Source organism: Kitasatospora sp. NPDC042419 (assembly GCF_056437345.1).
Window position 1 is genome coordinate 18,108 of record NZ_JBWKAW010000010.1, and the last position, 17,300, is coordinate 35,407.

Annotated in this window: 15 protein-coding genes and 1 pseudogene; 5 read left to right on the top strand and 11 right to left on the bottom strand. The window is 75.1% G+C overall.

The window, feature by feature from the left end; genetic code table 11:
* The first annotated feature begins 65 nt into the window (after positions 1-65).
* Both AC067J_RS20195 and AC067J_RS20200 read left to right on the top strand, forming a co-directional pair.
* Positions 66-1,058 carry an ABC transporter ATP-binding protein gene (locus tag AC067J_RS20195; protein ID WP_478301021.1) on the top strand — a complete coding sequence of 331 codons (993 nt, stop codon included), beginning with the start codon at positions 66-68 and terminating at the stop codon, positions 1,056-1,058.
* A 172-nt stretch (positions 1,059-1,230) separates the two neighbouring features.
* On the top strand, positions 1,231-1,806 hold the full coding sequence (locus tag AC067J_RS20200) for a helix-turn-helix domain-containing protein (RefSeq protein ID WP_478301023.1): 576 nt from the start codon (positions 1,231-1,233) through the stop codon (positions 1,804-1,806).
* A 120-nt stretch (positions 1,807-1,926) separates the two neighbouring features.
* On the opposite strand, the gene AC067J_RS20205 is transcribed toward AC067J_RS20200, so the two are convergent.
* The 4 genes from AC067J_RS20205 to AC067J_RS20220 form a co-directional block, all read right to left on the bottom strand.
* Complete coding sequence (locus tag AC067J_RS20205; RefSeq protein WP_478301025.1) at positions 1,927-2,814, bottom strand: dihydrodipicolinate synthase family protein; 888 nt, start codon at positions 2,812-2,814, stop codon at positions 1,927-1,929.
* A gap of 1 nt (position 2,815) precedes the next feature.
* Complete coding sequence (locus AC067J_RS20210; RefSeq protein WP_478301027.1) at positions 2,816-3,688, bottom strand: aldolase; 873 nt, start codon at positions 3,686-3,688, stop codon at positions 2,816-2,818.
* 270 nt (positions 3,689-3,958) lie between these two features.
* A complete protein-coding gene (locus AC067J_RS20215; protein WP_478301029.1) occupies positions 3,959-4,141 on the bottom strand; it encodes a hypothetical protein in 183 nt (60 codons plus the stop codon).
* Positions 4,142-4,291: 150 nt separating this feature from the next.
* Complete coding sequence (locus AC067J_RS20220) at positions 4,292-5,923, bottom strand: AMP-binding protein (protein WP_478301030.1); 1,632 nt, start codon at positions 5,921-5,923, stop codon at positions 4,292-4,294.
* A gap of 443 nt (positions 5,924-6,366) precedes the next feature.
* On the opposite strand from AC067J_RS20220, the gene AC067J_RS20225 reads away from it, so the two are divergent.
* Both AC067J_RS20225 and AC067J_RS20230 read left to right on the top strand, forming a co-directional pair.
* Positions 6,367-7,002, top strand: a complete 636-nt coding sequence (locus AC067J_RS20225) for an AAA family ATPase (protein WP_478301032.1) — start codon at positions 6,367-6,369, stop codon at positions 7,000-7,002.
* A 205-nt stretch (positions 7,003-7,207) separates the two neighbouring features.
* Positions 7,208-7,963: a thioesterase II family protein gene (locus AC067J_RS20230; RefSeq protein ID WP_478301034.1), complete on the top strand. Its 756-nt coding sequence runs from the start codon at positions 7,208-7,210 to the stop codon at positions 7,961-7,963.
* A gap of 199 nt (positions 7,964-8,162) precedes the next feature.
* On the opposite strand, the gene AC067J_RS20235 is transcribed toward AC067J_RS20230, so the two are convergent.
* The 6 genes and pseudogenes from AC067J_RS20235 to AC067J_RS20260 form a co-directional block, all read right to left on the bottom strand.
* On the bottom strand, positions 8,163-9,590 hold the full coding sequence (locus tag AC067J_RS20235; RefSeq protein WP_478301036.1) for an amidase: 1,428 nt from the start codon (positions 9,588-9,590) through the stop codon (positions 8,163-8,165).
* A gap of 155 nt (positions 9,591-9,745) precedes the next feature.
* Positions 9,746-10,552: pseudogene (locus AC067J_RS20240) on the bottom strand (ABC transporter ATP-binding protein); the annotation flags it as partial.
* Complete coding sequence (locus tag AC067J_RS20245; protein WP_478301038.1) at positions 10,549-11,520, bottom strand: ABC transporter ATP-binding protein; 972 nt, start codon at positions 11,518-11,520, stop codon at positions 10,549-10,551. The gene AC067J_RS20245 and the pseudogene AC067J_RS20240, both read right to left, overlap by 4 nt.
* Entirely contained in the window at positions 11,520-12,389 is an 870-nt protein-coding gene (locus tag AC067J_RS20250; protein WP_478301040.1) for an ABC transporter permease, read from the bottom strand. The genes AC067J_RS20245 and AC067J_RS20250 overlap by 1 nt, the downstream gene beginning before the upstream one ends.
* On the bottom strand, positions 12,386-13,342 hold the full coding sequence (locus AC067J_RS20255; protein WP_478301042.1) for an ABC transporter permease: 957 nt from the start codon (positions 13,340-13,342) through the stop codon (positions 12,386-12,388). The genes AC067J_RS20250 and AC067J_RS20255 overlap by 4 nt, the downstream gene beginning before the upstream one ends.
* Positions 13,342-14,979: an ABC transporter substrate-binding protein gene (locus tag AC067J_RS20260; RefSeq protein WP_478301044.1), complete on the bottom strand. Its 1,638-nt coding sequence runs from the start codon at positions 14,977-14,979 to the stop codon at positions 13,342-13,344. Before AC067J_RS20260 ends, AC067J_RS20255 begins: the two co-directional genes overlap by 1 nt.
* Positions 14,980-15,132: 153 nt before the next feature.
* Between AC067J_RS20260 and AC067J_RS20265 the strand changes: the two genes are divergently transcribed.
* A complete protein-coding gene (locus AC067J_RS20265) occupies positions 15,133-16,197 on the top strand; it encodes a LacI family DNA-binding transcriptional regulator (protein WP_478301046.1) in 1,065 nt (354 codons plus the stop codon).
* A gap of 95 nt (positions 16,198-16,292) precedes the next feature.
* Here the strand turns inward: AC067J_RS20265 and AC067J_RS20270 are convergent, their stop codons facing one another.
* Entirely contained in the window at positions 16,293-17,135 is an 843-nt protein-coding gene (locus AC067J_RS20270) for an N-formylglutamate amidohydrolase (RefSeq protein ID WP_478301048.1), read from the bottom strand.
* Positions 17,136-17,300 lie beyond the last annotated feature (165 nt).

Genomic DNA, 17,300 nt, shown 5'->3' on the forward strand with positions numbered 1-17,300 from the left:
CACACCACGGAAGCACAACGGTGCGACCGTGACAGAAGCACAGCGTCGACGAGAGGAGAGCAGCGGTGAACAGCAGCGCCCAGGAGCGGTCGGCCGTCCAGGCCCCCACCTTCCAGGAACTGCAGGAACGGGCACGTGCCGCCGCCGCGCCCAAGGCCTTCGGAGAGGCGGACGCGGCCATCGTCTGCGACCGCCTGGTCCGCATCTTCAGCGCCCAGGGCGTCGAGGTGCAGGCCCTCCAGGGCCTGGAACTGACCATCCGGAAGGGCGACCTCGTCGCCCTGGTCGGAGCCTCCGGCAGCGGGAAGTCGACGCTGCTCACGATCCTCGCCGGGCTGGACGTGCCGACCGCCGGCACCGCGACCGTCGCCGGGTCCGACCTGCTGGAGATGTCGGCCCGCGAACGCCTGCGCTACCGCCGCGAGGTGGTCGGCTTCATCTGGCAGCAGACCGCCCGCAACCTGCTGCCCTTCCTCACGGCAGCCGAGAACATCGCGCTCCCGATGCAGCTGAGCGGCGGCCGGTCCTCCCGGGGCGCCTCCCGCCGGCAGGCCGCCCGGGTCGCCGAACTGCTGGAGGCCCTGGAGATCGGCGAGCTCGCCCACCGGCGGCCCTCCGAGATGTCCGGCGGCCAGCAGCAGCGGGTCGCGATCGCGGTCGGCATGGCCAACAACCCGCCGGTGCTGCTCGCCGACGAGCCGACCGGTGAGCTCGACTCGGAGACCGGGGCGAGCATCTTCGAGGCCTTCCGCACCGTCAACCGGGAGCTCGGGGCCACGGTCGTGATCGTCACCCACGACCCGATGGTGGCCGGCGAGGTGCGCCGGACCGTCGCCATCCGGGACGGCCGGACCAGTAGCGAGGTGCTCCGCCGCACGCTCACCGACGAGCACGGCGAGGAGTCGGTGAACGAGACCGAGTACGTGATGCTGGACCGCACCGGCCGGGTCCAGCTCCCGGCCAAGTTCCTGGAGGCGCTCGGCATGGAGCACCGGGTGGCCGTGGAGCTCGCTCCCGACCACATCGCCGTCCGCCCGGACGACCTCGAAGGGCACTGACGGCGGAGCGCGGGTGCCCGACGGGCGTCCGTCCAGTGCCTGGCCGGTGTCTGGCCGGTGCCTGTCGGGAGTCTTCCGGCCGTCAGCCGGCCGTCAGCCGGGCGACTGTCGGGCGTCCGCCGGGCGGATGGGATACTGGACCGGGACGTTCCGGGGCGAGAGGTAGCGCGCGATGAGCAGCCGAGTGAGGGTGCTGAGGAAGCAGAACCGGCTCAGCCTTGAGGCGTTGGCGGCGCAGGTCGGTGTGACCAAGAGCTACCTGTCCAAGGTGGAGCGCGGGCTCAGCGACCCGTCGATCTCCACCGCGCTCAAGCTCGCGCACGCGCTGAACGTGGACGTCAGCCGGTTGTTCTCGGACGAGGTGGAGCCCGAGCTGGTGACCGTGGTGCGGGCCGGCGAGCGGACGCCGATGGCCGGCGGGACCGGTGCCGGCACGCCGCACTACGAGGGCATCGCGACCGGGCTGACCGGCAAGCAGATGGTGCCGTTCATGATGCACCCGCCGACCGAGCTGGGCGACTCGCCGTTCAAGTCCCACGCGGGCGAGGAGTTCCTCTTCGTCCACGAGGGGACGGCCGAACTGGAGTTCCCGGAGCGGACGGTGAGTCTTGAGCCCGGCGACAGCGTCTACTTCAACTCGGCGCTGCCGCACCGCTGCCGCTCCACCGGCGCCGGGCCGGCCGCGGTCCTCGTGGTGATCCACGACGACCCGGCCGGCCCGGCGGACCGCGTCCCGACCCTGCCCTGAGGCCGCTGCCGGCGCGGTTGCCCCTGGCGCGGTTGCCGGCGCGGTTGCGCTGAGGCCGGGGCCGGGAAGGCCGGAGGCCGGGCGCCCTCTTCGGGACCCGGGCCTCCGGGGCGGCGGGTGTCAGCCCACGGCTGCGAGCAGTTCGGCCAGCCGGCCGGTCCGCTCCTCGTCCAGCGGCAGCAGCGGAGGCCGCGGCGTGCCGACGTCGAGCCCGCGCAGGGCCAGGCCGGCCTTGACCGTGGTGGGCAGGCCACCGCGCAGGATGAACTCCAGTACCGGCAGCTGGCGCTGGAACACCTCGCGGGCCGCGTCCAACTCGCCCGCCCTGACCGCCCGGTGGAGTTCCAGCACGGGCCCGGGGATCAGGCACGGCGCCGCGGTGCACCAGCCGGCCGCGCCGGCGGCGAACGCCTCCAGCGCCAGCGGGTTGCTGCCGTTGTAGAAGGGCAGCGCACCGTCGGTGAGTTGGGAGAGCCGGTGCATCCGCTGCACGTCGCCGCTGCTCTCCTTGACCATGGTGATGTTCTCCACCTGCTCGACGAGCGAGACCATCAGCTCGGGGGAGAGGTCGATCCCGCTGGTGGCGGGGTTGTTGTAGATCATCACTGGGACGGAGACCGCCTCGGCCACGGCGGTGAAGTGGCGGGTCACCTCGCGCTCGTCCAGCTTCCAGTACGACACCGGGAGCACCATCACCGCGTCCGCGCCCGCCTGTTCGGCGAACCGGGCGCGCCGGACCGCGTTGCGGGTGGTGAGGTCGGCGACGCCGACCACCGACGGCACCCGCCCGGCCACCGCCGCCAGCGCGGTCTCGGCGGTGGTGTACCACTCCTGGTCGTCCAGGTAGGCGCTCTCGCCGGTGGAGCCGAGCGGTGCGATCGCGTGGACGCCGGAGGCGATCAGGCGGTCGACCAGGGCGGCGAGCGCGTCGGTGTCCACGCCGCCGTCGCCGGGGGTGAACGGGGTCACCGGGTAGGCGATGATCCCGTCCAGGGTGAGGCCGGCCATCTCAGGCACCGCCGTTCGTGCCGGGGCTGTCCTGGCTGTCACGGCTGTCACGGCTGTCGGGGGAGTGGGGTGAGGTGCCGGTCTGCGGCGGGGTGAGCGCGTCACCGTGTCCGGCCCGCAGGGCACGCCGGGCGTAGTAGGCGAAGTTGGCCTGGCCGCGCTTGGGGGTCGAGGTCCAGTCGTGGGCCTCGCGGGCGAGCAGCTCGGGTATCTCCTGGATCCGGCCGGACGCGGAGGCCAGCAACTGGAGGCGGGCGGCCCGTTCGAAGAGCACGGCGAGGGTGCAGGACTCCTCGACGGTGCCGGTCGCCACCAGCTGTCCGTGGTGGGCCAGGAGCAGCGCGCGCTTGTCGCCGAGCGCGGCCGAGATGATCTCGCCCTCCTCGTTGCCGACGGGGATGCCGGGCCACTTCTCCAGGAACGCGCAGTCGTCGTACAGCGGGCAGAGGTCCATGTGCGACACCACCAGCGGGGTCTCCAGCATCGACAGCGCGGAGATGTGCAACGGGTGGGTGTGGATGATGCAGTTGACGTCCGGGCGGGCCCGGTACACCCAGCTGTGGAAGCGGTTGGCCGGATTGGCCATGCCGTCCCCTTCGAGGACTTCGAGGTCCTCGTCCACCAGGAGCAGGTTGGACTCGGTGATCTCGTCGAAGCCGAGCCCGAGTCGCTGGGTGTAGTAGGTGCCGGGCCGTTCGGCGCGGGCGGTGATCTGGCCGGCCAGGCCGGAGTCGTGGCCGGCGTCGAAGAGGATCCGGCAGGTCAGCGCCAGCTTCTGGCGAGTGGTCCAGCCGTTGTCGGGGATGGCGGTCTGCATCCTGCGGTGGGCGAGGTCGACCAGGTCCGCCTTGGCGGCGGTCAGGGTCTCGGCCATGACGGTGCTTCTCCTTCGTGCGGGGAACGCCGGGTCCGTCGGGGACGCCGGGGGAGCGGCAGGCCGCGGAGTGCGCGGCGCGCCGGTGCCGTGTGCCGGGGGACCGGTGAAGGACACGTCGTTCACCTTAGGACACCTTGTGTCCTCGTGTCGACGGTGAACCGGTACGCCACCCGGCGGCCGCGGCCGCGGCCGCGGCCGCGGCCGCGCCCGCGCCCCGCGCCGCCGCGGCCGCGCCGGCAGGCTCCCGCCCGGGGTGCCGACCTCCCGTCAACTCTCGCCACTGGTACGGCGGATCAGCCCGGACCGCTCGGCCTCCTCCCGGAGGTCCCGCGGCGCGCCGCGGTCGGAACGGTCACCCCGGGCCGCGGCCGTGCAGAGGGCGAAGACGAGCAGGGCGCTGGCCGCCACGGCGAGGATGCCGAGCGCGGTCAGGACGCGGAGCCAGGTCACGGAAGGTGCCTCCTGTGGGCGGCGCGAGAAGGTGCCGCCGGGGATATCGGCAGACCGGCCCGCCGGGTCGAGTGTCCACGGGCGGTTCCGCATCGCCACCGCCGCGCGGACGGTGGTGCGCGCGGGCGGTCGAAGCGCAGGCGGCGCGAACTACCCCGCTCCGTGCGCCCCCGCTCCGTGCGTCCCCGTCTCGTGCGCGCCCGCTTCGTGCGCCCCTGGCCCGTGTGCCCCCGCTCCGTGCGCCCCCGTCCCGGTCAGCAGGCCCCGCAGCGCCCCGAGGTCCGGCTTCCCGGTCACGGCCAGCGGGATCCCCGGCAGGACCAGGATCGTCGCCGGGTCGCAGAGCGGCCCGCTCCGCTCCCGCACCCACCGGTGCAGCTGCTCCGCCGTCACCCCGCTGCCGGGCAGCACGGTCACGGCGGCGTGCGCCCGTTGCAGCCGGTCCGGACCGGTGGTGGCGAACATGACCGCCTCCCGCACCGCGGGGTGGGCCAGCAGCGGACCCTCGACATCCCGCGGGAACACGTTGTGCGCGTCGACGATCGCCATCGGGTCGCTCCGCCCCGCCACCGTCAGGTAGCCGGCCCCGTCCAGGGAGCCCAGGTCGCCGGTGTCCAGCCAGCCGTCCCGGAGCACCCGGGCGGTCAGCTCCGGATCGCGCCAGTAGCCCTGCATCGCGGTAGGCGTGCGCACCCGGATCCGGCCGGTGGCGCCCGGCGGCAGCGGCCGGCCCTCCTCGTCCAGGATCCGCACGTCGGTGTCCGGGAACGGCCGGCCCGCCGTGGTCAGCAGCCGCGGGTCGAGGTGCTCGTCCGGCGTCAGCCTGGTCACCGGCCCGCATTCGGTCAGGCTGTAGGTCTGGTGCAGCACCCGGCCCAGCCGCCGGGTCGCCTCGGCCAGCCGCTCGGGGGCCGCCGGACAGCCGGTGTAGGTGACCCGGCGAAGGCTGCCGGTGTCGGTCCGGGCCAGTGCGGGGTGGTCCAGGACCCGGTACAGCAGGTGCGGCGGCAGGTAGACCCGGGACACCCGGTACCGCTCCACCGCGGCCAGCACCTCCTCCGCCGCGAACCCGTCCTGCAGCACGACGGTGCCGCCCGCCGCGAGCGCGAGGTCGGCCGTGGTGCCGCCGCCGTGGCAGAGCGCCGTGCAGAGGAGGAACACCGACGCCGCCACCAGTTCCGGCCGCGGCGGGCGGGCGAACCGGCGCAGCACCCCCTTCGGCCGTCCGGTCGAGCCGCCGGTGAACCGGACGGCCATCACGTCCTCGGGCCGGAACCGGGGGGCCACCGGTTCGGCGGGCAGCGGTGCGGCCAGCTCCAGCAGGTCCGCCCCCAGGGTGGTCGGCCCGAGTGCCAGCAGGCCGGCCGAGGGCAGCTCGGCGGCGATCCGGGCGGCCTCCGCGCCGAACCGCGCCGGGTCGAAGACGAAGGCGGTCGTCCGCGCCGACTCCGCCATCGCGATCTGGTCGGCCACCGGCCGGTCGGTGTAGAGCATCGCGACCCGGCAGCCGATCAGGTTGGCCGCCAGCCGCACCAGCACCGTCTCCGGACGGTTCCCGGCCAGGACGGTGACGCCGTCCCCGCGTCGCAGTCCGGTCGTCAGCAGGGCCCGTGCCAGCCGGTGGACGTCCGCCAGGCACTCGGCCGCCGTACGTGCCTCCGCCCCGTGGCGGATCGCCACCCGGCCCGGATCGCGCGCCAGTCCGGCCAGCACGAGACCGGTGTACGTCGCCGCCCCGGTGCCGGTCCCCGGTCCCGGCTCGGCCCGCAGTGTCCCCGTCACGCCCCAGTCCTCCACCCGCCGTGCGGCCTCGCGCCGCCCACTCCGCCGACTCCGCGGACTCCGCGGACCGTCCCGACGGCCCGATGGCTCGGCGAGCTGACGGACCGTCACATCGGCCACCAGCCTACTGACCGTCCCGCGGCACCGGTGCGGGCGGGGCGGCCGAAGGGGCGGCCGAGGGGGCGGACGGCCGGCAGGTCGCGCCGTGCCTCGTCGGAAACCCGTCCGACCGGGGCGCACCCGCACGATCCCGGCCCGCGGCGCGCCGTCACCCGCCGGGGGAACCGGCTGCCCGGCCGCGGGCGTGGATTGTTATCGTGCCGGGTCGGGCACGGACGGGATGAGTGAGCACCATGGACAGGTCGACCACTGCGGGAGGACCGACGGCGATCCGGCCGGGGACCGGCAGCCGAACGGCGCCGCCGGTGCGGGCAGGAGCGGCGATGGAACCGCGGGACCTGGTCGACCTGCGCGGCGACGCCGGCGAACCGTTCACCGTCGGCTACCCGGGCGACGCCGTCGTGGTCGTCTCCGGCCTGCCCGGGAGCGGCAAGAGCACCCTGCTGCGCCGGTGGTCCGCCGCGGCGCCGCGCGCCGCCACCGTCGACCCGCGCGCCGTCCACGAGGCCTGCGCCGCCGTCATGCCCACGCGCCTGCCGTACGCCGTCTACCGGCCCTGGGCGCGGCTGGAGCACTTCCGGCTGCTCCGCCGCTCGGTCCGGCGGGGCGGTCCGCTCCTCGTCCACGACTGCGGCAGCCGGGCGTGGATGCGCCGCTGGCTCGCCCGGTCGGCGGCCCGGCAGGGGCGCGAACTGCACCTCGTCCTGCTCGACGTCGGCGCCGCCACCGCCCTGGCCGGGCAGCAGGCCCGCGGCCGCTGGGCGCCCCGCCGGGCCTTCGCCCGGCACCGCCGGGGCCTCGACCGCCTGCTCTCCGCGCTCACCCGGCACGCCCGCGGTGCCGGTGCGACGCCCGCGCCGGAGGCCGCTTCGGTGCTCCTGCTGGACGGCGTCTCCCGCTCGCGCGCGGTGCGGGCCCGGTTCGGGCCGGCGACGGCGGGCCCGCCGGCGGGGGCCTGAGAGCGGCCCGCGCGGGCCTGCGCGGGCGTGCCGGAGCTGCGCCGGGGGCCTGCCGGGGGTGTGCCGACCCAGGAGTGGCGGCTGCGGGAGTGGCGGTCGTCACGGTGCCGCCCCGGCGGGTGGCCTGGTGGGCGGGGCGGTCGGGTGGGGAGACTGGGGCCAGGAGATCGACCAGCCGACCAGCCCGCCGAGAGGGAGCCCCCGCATGCCCGGCCACACCGCCGTCACCGAGAGCCTCTGGTTCCGCCGCTTCCACCCCTTCGACGCGGCGCCCGCCCGGGTCGTGATCTTCCCGCACGCGGGCGGGGCGGCCGGCTACTTCCTGGACTGGTCGGCCGCCCTCTCGCCGTACGCGGACGTGCTCGCCGTCCAGTACCCGGGCCGGCAGAACCGGTTCGACGAGCCGGCGGTCGACTCGCTGACCGTCCTCGCCGACCGGATCTACGAGGCGCTGCTGAGCTGGGCGGACCGCCCGCTCACGCTGTTCGGGCACAGCATGGGCGCCTCCGTGGCCTTCGAGGTGGCGCGCCGGTTCGAGCGCGACGGTGCGGACGGTCCGGTGCGGCTCTGCGTGTCCGGCAGTCGTGCGCCCTCCGTGCCCCGGGAGTCGAAGGTCCACCTGCTCGACGACGACGGCCTGCTCGCGGAGGTCGCCAGGCTCGGCGGCACCGACCAGCGCGTCCTGGCCGATCCGGAGCTGCGCGAGCTGATCATGCCGTCACTGCGCGGCGACTACACGGCCATCGAGACGTACTGCTGTGCGCCGGACGAGGTGGTCTCCCTGCCGGTCACCGCCCTGACGGGTGACGCCGACCCGCGTGCGACGGTCGAACAGGTCCGCGGCTGGGCCGCCCACACCACCGGTTCCTTCGACCTGAACGTGTTCCCCGGCGGCCACTTCTACCTCGCCGACCAGCGCCCCGCCGTCCTGGAGGTCCTGACCGCCCATCTCCAGAGCTGACCGACCGCAGCCGGCGCCGGCGGCCTGCGGTCAGCGCCGGCGGCCTGCCGCGGCCGTGCGACGGGCCCACCGCGAGGCGGAGCGCGACGGACGGCGAGGCGGACGGACGGCGAGGCGGACGGCCGGGGAGGGGGTCCCGGGGTTCCGGCCGGGCCGTCCGTGATCCGGAACCCCGGAACCCCCTCCCCGCCGCGTGCGGTCAGAGCTGCGCGATGCGCTGCCAGGGTCGGACCGCCTCGACGACGGCGGCGGCGCGGAATACCGTCGCGTCGTCGTACGTCCGGCCGACCAGTTGGACGCCGGTCGGCACACCGGTGGAGGCGACCCCGGAGGGGACGGACAGCACCGGGTGCCGGGCGGCGATGTTGAACACCGTGGTGAGCGCGGTGTCCACGTAGTGCTCCAGCTCGACGCCGTCCACCACCGGCCGGGTCACCGTGTAGTCGTCGTCGGCGAGCAGCGCCGGGATGCCGCTGGTCGGACAGAGCAGCACGTCGTGGCGGTCGAGCAGATCGCCGAGCACCGCCTGGATCCTGGCCTCGATCTCCAGGCCGGCCAGGAAGGCCCCCGGCTCCCGGCCCGCCGCGCCGGTCTGCTCGGCGAACGCGAGCGCGTACGGGGTGAGCAGCTCGCCGAACTCGGCCGCCACCGAGGTGACGTACGGGCCGAAGACCGCCCCGAAGTGGATCATCGCGGCCGTCCGCACCTCCTCCCGGGAGAGCTTGACGTCCACCTCCTCGACCAGTGCGCCGGCCGCGCGCAGTGCGTCCGCGACGGCCCTGGTGTTGGCGGCGACCTCCGGGTCCACCGGCCAGTCGCCGAGGTCGGGGGAGTAGGCGACCCGCAGGCCGGCCGCGCCGTCGAACCGTTCCGGCAGCACCAGTTTGGGACGCAGCGAGACGCCGTCGAGCGGGTGCGGACCGGCGATGACGTTCTGCAGCAGCGCGGTGTCGGCGACGGTGCGGGCCATCGGACCGTCGTGGCAGTAGGTGTCCAGGTTGAACGGCGCCATCGCGGGCACCCGCCCGTACGGCGGCTTGTAGCCGACCGTGCCGGTGCAGGAGGCGGGGAGGCGGATCGAGCCGCCGATGTCGGAGCCGGTGGCGAGGGTGGCCGACCCGGAGGCGAGCGCGGCACCCGAGCCGCCGGAGGAGCCGCCGGGGGAGTAGGCGGGGTTCCACGGGTTGCGGGTGATGCCCCACAGCCGGGACCGGGTGAACATCGCGCAGCTGAACTCGGGTGTGGTGGTGCGGGCGTGCACGATGCCGCCGGCGGCGAGGATCCGCTCGACCACCGGGTGGGTGCGCTCGGCGATCTCGTCCCGGAAGGCCAGTGAGCCGTCGGTGGCCCGGCGGCCGGCGATCGGCTGCTCCTCCTTGGTGGCGACGGCCAGGCCCTCCAGGGCGCGGGGAGGTTCGCCCCGGCCGCCGTAGCGGGCCTCGGCGGCGCGGGCGGCGTCGAGGGCCTCCTCGAAGGTGCGCTCGGCGAGGGCGTTGACCCGGGGTTCGACGGCCTCGGCGCGTTCGATGACGGCGGTCATCAGCTCGACCGGGGAGAGCGAGCGGTCGCGGAAGCGGCGCAGGGCCTCGGTGGCGGGGAGGTGGGCGAGTTCGGTGCTGTCGGTCATGCGTCGGCCGTCCGTTCGGTCTTGGGTTCGGAGGGGCGGGCGGCGGGCTCGGCGGTGTCCGGGTCGGGCCCGTCCCGGCCGGGCCCCGTGCGGTCCGACCCGTCCCGGTCGGGCCCGGGGTGGTCCGGCCCGTCCCGGACGGGCCCGGCGTGGTCGAGTGCGCGGCGGTCCTCGGCGATCCGGCCCGGGTCCCAGCCGCGGCGGGGGACCGAGTCGAGCAGCAGCCGGGTGTACGGGTGCCGTGGGTCGTCGAGCACCCGTGCGGTGTCGCCGGCCTCGACGACCCGGCCGTCCTTGAGGACCACCACCCGGTCGGTGATGTGCCGGACCACGGCGAGGTCGTGGCTGACGAACAGGAAGCCGATGCCGGCCTCCCGGCGGATCCCGGCGAGCAGGTCGAGGATCTGCGCCTGAACGGAGACGTCGAGGGCGGCGACCGCCTCGTCGAGGATCAGCACCCGGGGTTCGGCGGCCAACGCCCGTGCGATGGCGACGCGTTGGCGCTGGCCGCCGGAGAGCCCGCGGGGCAGCGCCGCGGCTTCGCGCTCGCCCAGGCCGACCTGGTCGAGCAGTTCGGCGACCCGGGCCCGCCGGGCGGCGGGGCCCGCCGTGGCGTGCAGCCGGAGCACCTCGTCGACGGAGGCGGCGACGGTGATCCGGGGGTCGAGCGAGAGGTAGGGGTCCTGGAAGACCATCTGGATCCCGCGGGCGCGGGCCAGCCGTTCGGCGCGGCCGCGGGGACGGGCGGAGCGGTCGCGGCCGTCCAGGTGGACGGTGCCGGCGTCGGGGGTCTCCAGGCCGACCAGCATCCGGGCCGTGGTGGTCTTGCCGCAGCCGGACTCGCCGACGATGCCGAGCGACCCGCCGGGCGGCAGGGTGAAGGAGACGCCGTCGACGGCCCGGTGGTCGCCGAAGCGCTTCACGAGCCCGTCCACGACCAGGCCGGGGGGAGGGGCGGTCATGCCAGGATCCCTTCGTCCGCGCGCAGGCAGGCGGCGAGGCCGTCGCCGTGCGGTTCCAGGGCGGGCGGCCCGGCGGTGCAGCGGGGCTCCGCGAAGGCGCAGCGGGCGGCGAAGGCACAGCCGGGCGGGGCTTCGGCGAGGGACACCGGACGGCCCGGGATCGGGCGCGGCGGTGCGGCACCGGGCTCGATCCGCGGGGTGGAGGCGAGCAGGCCCGCCGTGTACGGGTGGCGGGGGCGTTCGAACAGGTCGCGGGCGGACCGCGTCTCGACGATCCGTCCGGCGTACATCACGTACACGCGGTCGCAGATCGCCGAGGCCAGCTCCAGGTCGTGGGTGACGAAGAGCATGCCGGTGCCGCGCTCGGCCTGCAGCCGGGTGAGGATGGCGATCACCTCCGCCTGGGTGGTGACGTCCAGCGCGGTGGTCGGCTCGTCGGCGAGCAGCAGGGCGGGCCGTCCGGCCAGTGCGGCGGCGATCACGACGCGTTGCAGCATGCCGCCGGAGAACTGGTGCGGGTAGCGGCGCAGTGCGCCGCGCGGGTCGCGGATGCCGACGGCTTCGAGGAGTTCCGCGGCCCGGTCGTCGGCCTGCGCCGCGGGGGTGCCGGCGGCGCGCAGGCCCTCGGTGAGGAAGTCGCCGACCCGGCGCAGCGGGTTGACCGAGGCGCGCGGGTCCTGGAAGACCATGGCGACCTGGCGCGCCCGCAGGTCGCGCAGGCCGGGCCGGTCCATGGCCAGGACGTCGCGGCCGGCCACCGAGACCCGGCCCGTGGTCGCGGCCCGTTCGGGCAGCAGGCCGAGCACGCTGCGGCAGGCCACCGACTTCCCGGAGCCGGACTCGCCGACCAGGCCGACTGTCTCGCCCGCCGCGACGCGCAGCGAGACGCCGTCCAGGATCGGCCGGGCCGCCCCGCGGCCGGTCGGCCGGACCGTCAACTCGTCTATTTCCAGAAGGGTTCCGGTCATCACCGCTCCCGCCTCGCGATCCGGTCGGCGATGCCCTCGCCGACGATTCCGAACGCCACGACGGCGACCACGATGCAGACGGCGGGCGCCAGCGCGGGCAGCATGGCGCCCTGCAGGACGGCCGACTGGCCCTCGTTGATCATCGCGCCCCAGTCGGCGGCGGGCGGTTGCACGCCGAAGCCGAGGAAGGACAGCGCCGCCAGGTCCATCAGCGCGTACCCGAAGTTGATCGCCGACTGGGCGAGCACGGTGGGTGCGATGTTGGGCAGCAGGTGCCGTAGGCAGATGGTCCACCCGGACCAGCCCTGCACCCGGTAGGACTCGATGTACGGCCGGGCCTTCTCCTGCCGGGCGATGCCGCGGACCAGCCGCCCGACGTACGGGCTGTAGGCGATCGCCATGGCGATCACCGGCGCGGTCAGGCCCGGACCGGCGACCGCGACGAAGAGGATCGCCAGCAGCAGGCCGGGGAAGGAGAACACCAGGTCCATCGCCCGGGACAGCAGGGTGTCGACCCAGCCGCCGTGCCAGCCGGCCACCACGCCGAGCAGGATGCCCAGCGCGGTGGAGAGCCCGACCACCAGCAGCGGCCCGAGCAGGCCGGTGCGGGCGCCGTGCAGCAGCCGGGACAGGATGTCGCGGCCGGACTGGTCGGTGCCGAGCAGGTGGTCGGCGCCGGTGCCGACCAGGCTGGACCCGAGGTCCATCAGGTCGGGGTCGTACGGGGCGAGCAGCGGCGCGAAGGCCGCGACGGCGACCAGCAGGGTCAGCGCCGCGACGGCGGCGGTGAACAGCGGGCCCTGGCCGAGCGCCTTCAGCCGGCCCGTCAGCGGGCGGCGGTGCGGCTCGGCGGCGGTGGCGGCGGTCATGCCGTACCTCCTCGGCGGGTGAGCGAGAGCCGGGGGTCGACCAGCGGCGCGAGCAGGTCGACGGCGAGGTTGACCAGGACGAAGCCGGTCACGGTGAGCAGGGTGATCGCCTGGACGACCGGGAAGTCCTTCACGGTCACCGACTGCACCAGCAGGGAGCCGATGCCGGGCACGTTGAACGCGGTCTCCACGACGGAGGTGGAGACCAGCAGGCCCGCCAGCATCGCGCCGCCGACCGTGACGATCGGTCCGAGCGCGTTGCGCAGCACGTGCCTGCGGACCACCGTGCGCTCGGGGACGCCGCGGGAGCGGGCCACCTCGACGTGCTCGCGGCCGAGTTCGTCGAGCATCGCGGAGCGGGTCACCCGGGCCAGCAGCCCGGTCAGGGTGACCGAGAGGGCGACGGCCGGCAGGGTGAGGTGGTGGAGCCGGTCGCCGAACCCGGTGCCCTGCGAGCCGGGCCCGGGGAACCAGCCGAGTTGCACCGAGAAGACCGAGACCAGGACGAGCGCGCCGGCGAACGGCGGGGTGGCGGTGGTGACGCCGGTGGCCACCAGGACCAGCCGGTCGGTCCGGCCGCCGCGCAGCGCGGCGAGGGCGCCGGCGGACACGCCGAGCACGCACACCAGCACCGCCGAGAACCCGACCAGCAGCGCGGTGGACGGCAGGCGGGCGCCGATCAGCGCGCCGACGTCCTGGCGGAACTGCACCGAGCGGCCGAAGTCGCCGTGCAGCACGCCGCCGAGCCACTTCAGGTACTGGGTGAGGAACGGGTCGTCGAGGTGGTACTGGGCGGTGATCGCGGCGCGCGTCTCGGGCGTCACCGGATGGCCCCTGAGGAGGAAGGACACCGGGTCGCCGGGGGCGAGGTGCACGGCGCTGAAGACCACGAAGGAGGTCACCAGCAGCACGCCCGCGAGCCCTAGGAGCCGGCCGAGGAGGTAGCGCGTCATCAGTTCGCGGCGCCGATCGTCGCGGCCCACGGGTAGTACAGCTGGGCGATTCCGGTGGGCGCGCCGGTGATCCGCTTGTTGAGGAACAGCGTGTACGGCGCCTCGTACAGCGGGATGCTCGGGAGCTCGTTCACCGCGATCTGCTGCAGCCGGGCGGTCAGGTCGGCGCGGGTGCCGGGGTCGGCGGCGGCGACCGCCTGGTCGAAGAGCGCGTCGTAGGCGGGGTCCGACCAGCCGCCGTAGTTGCCGAAGTCGCCGGTGTGCAGCGACTGGTAGAACTCCAGCGGGTCCGGGGTGCTGTCGTAGCCGTTGGTCACCACGAGGTCGATGCCCGCGCGGGCGGCCGGGTCGACGAACAGGGCGGTGTACGCGTCCGGTGCCACCGGCCTGAGGGCGACGTCCAGGCCGATCTGCTTGCCGGCGGACTGCACGGCGTTGGCGACCACGCTGATCTCCGGGGCGAGCGAGCTGGTGGCCATCACCACCTTCCGGCCGGCCGCGCCGGCCTCCTGGACCAGCTTCCGGGCGCCCTCCAGGTCGTAGACCGGTTCGGGCAGGGCGGCGTAGTAGCCGGCGGTGCGGTCCGGGGCGACGCCCCAGGCGGCCTGCGCGGCGGGGGCCTTGGCGGGGGTGCCGACGCCTCCCGCGGCGGCCTTGACGAGGGCGGTGCGGTCGAGCGCCCTGGACAGCGCCTGACGGACCCTGAGGTCGCCGAGGGTGCCCTTCAGGTCGAGGACCGCGAGGCCGGCGGCGCCGGTGTTCGGGCCGAAGTGCACCGTGCCCTGGGCGGAGGCCCTGAGCTGCGCCAGCGAGGCGGACGGCACCATGTACCCGCCGTCGACGGAGCCGGAGAGGAAGGCGTTGGCGCGGGCGGCCGGGTCCTGGATGAAGACGAACTTGACGCTGTCCGCCTTGGGGGCGAGCGAGGCGTCCCAGTAGGCGGGGTTCTTCTTGAGGGTGAGGCTGTCGCCCTGCGACCAGTTGTCGAGGGCGTAGGGGCCGGTGCAGTCGACGCCGCCCCGGGGCCCGCCGTAGTCCTGGCCCGCCTTGGCGAGGTACGCCGCGCTCTCGACGGTGCCGGGCGAGGCGGCGAGGAGCTCGTTGAGCAGCACGTCGGGCTTGGTGAGGTGGATGGTCACCTCCAGGGGCCCGGTCTTCTCGATCGAGTCGACGTTCTTGAAGGCGGAGCCCCAGGAGGACCCGGTGGCCGGGTCGAGGTGGCGTCGGAGGGAGGCGACCACGTCGTCCGCGGTCATGGTGCCGCCGTCGTGGAACTTCACGCCCTCGCGCAGGGTGTAGACCCAGGTCAGCGGGTCGGGGTTGGCGGACTTCACGGCCAGGCCGGGGACGATCTTCAGGTCGGGGGTGACCCGGAACAGCTGTTCGCAGACGTTGGCCAGCACCGTGTTCGGCGGGTAGTCGTAGGCCAGTGCGTAGTCGAGGGTCTGCGGCTCGGCGTAGAGCGACCAGGTGAAGGACGGGACGGTGCCCTTGGCGGCGGGGGTGTCGGGGGTGACCTGGTAGGCGGTGGTGCCCGCGGAGCCGTCGCCGTTCCCGGTGGCGCCGGAGCAGCCGGTGACGGCCGCGGCGAGCAGTGCGGCGGCGGCGAGCAGGCTGGCGGATCTGGACAGGCGCAAGGAGACCCACCCCTTTCAGGGCGTTGTGGGGGGCGCTTGGAGATGGTGGCGAGTATTGATGCGGGAACGTTCCCGCACAAGGCTTTGCGGGAACGATTCTCCAAAGGTCACCGAAGGGTGACGCGAGGCGGCCGCGAGTGGCAGCATCGGCACATGACGCAAACCCCGCGCGACGGCGGACCGTCCGCCGCCCCCCGAGTCCGCCTCGTCGACGTGGCCCGCGAGGCCGGGCTCTCCAAGACGACCGTGTCGGCCGCGCTCAACGGCACCGGCCGGATGTCCGAGACGGTCCGCGAGCGGGCCCGGGACGCCGCCCGGCGGCTCGGCTACCGGCCGAACGCCACCGCACGGCTGCTCCGGGCCGGCCACGCCCGGCTGATCGGCTACGCGGTGGGGGAGTTCGCCACCTCGCCCTGGGCCTACCTCGACTCGCCGTACTACGCGCGGCTGACCAGCGCGACCGCGCAGGCCGCGCTGCAGCACGGCTACGCGCTGGTCATGCTCCCCACCAGCGCGGGCCCCGGCGAGTGGGCGGACCTGCCGCTCGACGCGGCCATCGTCGCCGACCCGATGGCGGGCGACCCGATGGTGGAGGACTTCATCGCCGCCCGCATCCCGGTCTTCACCGACCGCTCGGTGGAGGGCCGGGCCGGCGCCTACTGGGTGGACATCGACACCGAAGCGGCCGTGACCGGGGTGCTGGACCACCTGCGCGCCGAGGGCGCCCGGCGGACCGCCCTCGTCCTGCCGGACACCGCGATCCGCTTCCACACCCGGCTGGTCGACGCCTACCGGGCCTGGTGCACCGGGCACGGCACCGCACCGCGGGAGGTGTACTCCAGCGGGCCCGGCAACGGCCCGGCCATCGCGGCGGTCGAACGCGCGCTGGGCGCCGCCGAACCGCCGGACGCGCTGCTGGTGGCCAGCGAGGCGAGCCCGCCGCTGATCCTGGACGCCGCCCGGCGGCACGGCCGTTCGGTCCCCGGGGACCTGCTCCTGGTGTGCGTCAGCGAGGACGCCGCGGCCGAGCACGCCGAGCCGCCGGTCAGCACCCTGAGCCTCCGGCCGGAACAGATCGCGGTCGCCGGCGTGGAACTGCTGGTCGCGGCGCTGGAGGGCGGCGCGACGGAACCCGCCGGCACGGTGGTGGACACCCGCCTGGATGTCCGGGCCTCCTCCAGGCGGGGCGTCCCGGACGGGCGGGGCGTTCGGGACTGAGCCCCGTCGTCACCCTCCCGTCGTCGCCCTCGCGTCGTCGTCGCCGCGCCTCGCCGCGTCGCTGGCGGCTCCCCAGGGGGCGCGTGGACGGGGCGTCAGGCGGAGACCTCGTCGACGAGCCGGGCCAGCGCGGTCGCGAGCGCGTCCAGGCCGGGGCCCGCGGGCCCGCCGGGCTCGGCCATGTAGAGGTCGCGCCGGATCTCCACCATGAGCGCGCTGACGTCCGCCGTCCCCCCGTAGTACCGCAGCGGCACGTACGTTCCCGCGAACGGGCTGTCGAGGCCGGTGCCACCGAAGTCCGCGAACGCCCGCTGCGCCGCGTCGAGCAGCGGGGCGGGCGTGTGGCGGGAGTCCGTGCCGAGGCAGATCGGTGGCCGCGGGCCGTCGCCGTGGAGCTCGTAGGGCAGGGCCTTCGTCGGGTACGAGTGGACGTCGACGATCACCGCCCGCCCGACCGCCTCCAGGCGCTCCGCGACCGCCGCCGTCATGGCCTGCGCGTACGGGTGGAAGTAGCGTTCGAGCAGCGGCCGCCCGTCGAAGCCGGCCGGGCGGAGCTCCTCGCGGTGCGTGGTCCGCGTGTAGACCGCCCCCATGCCGACCGCGAGCATCTCCTCGCGCTCGTCGGGGAACCGCTCGGGGTCGACGACCAGTCGGGAGAGCCGGTTGACGAAGCGCCAGGGCGTCGTCCGCGCCGTCTGCGCGGCCAGCCGGGCGATCTCCGCGGTGTGTGCGTCGGTGATGTGGTCCAGTTCGAGCGCGAGCGCCCGGTCGTCCGGCACGATCCCGGCGCGGACGCCGGCGGGTATCGTCCGCGAGGAGTGCGGGACGTGGAGGATCACGGGGGAGCCGGGCGACCCGGGGTGGAGCCGGAAGGACTCCGCGGTGCCGGGAGCCGGGGATGCGTCGGGGGTGCCGGGGGTGCCGGGGGAGTCGGCCATCTGTGCCTCGCTGCGCGTCTGGTGCCGGTGGGTCACGGACATCATGTCCGCCCGGGGCCGCAGCGATCGTCCCGTTTGTCCGGGGCACCGATCACCCGGGGCCACCCAGGGCTACCCAGGGCCACCCAGGGCCACCCGGGCCCACCCGGGCCCACCCGGGGCCAC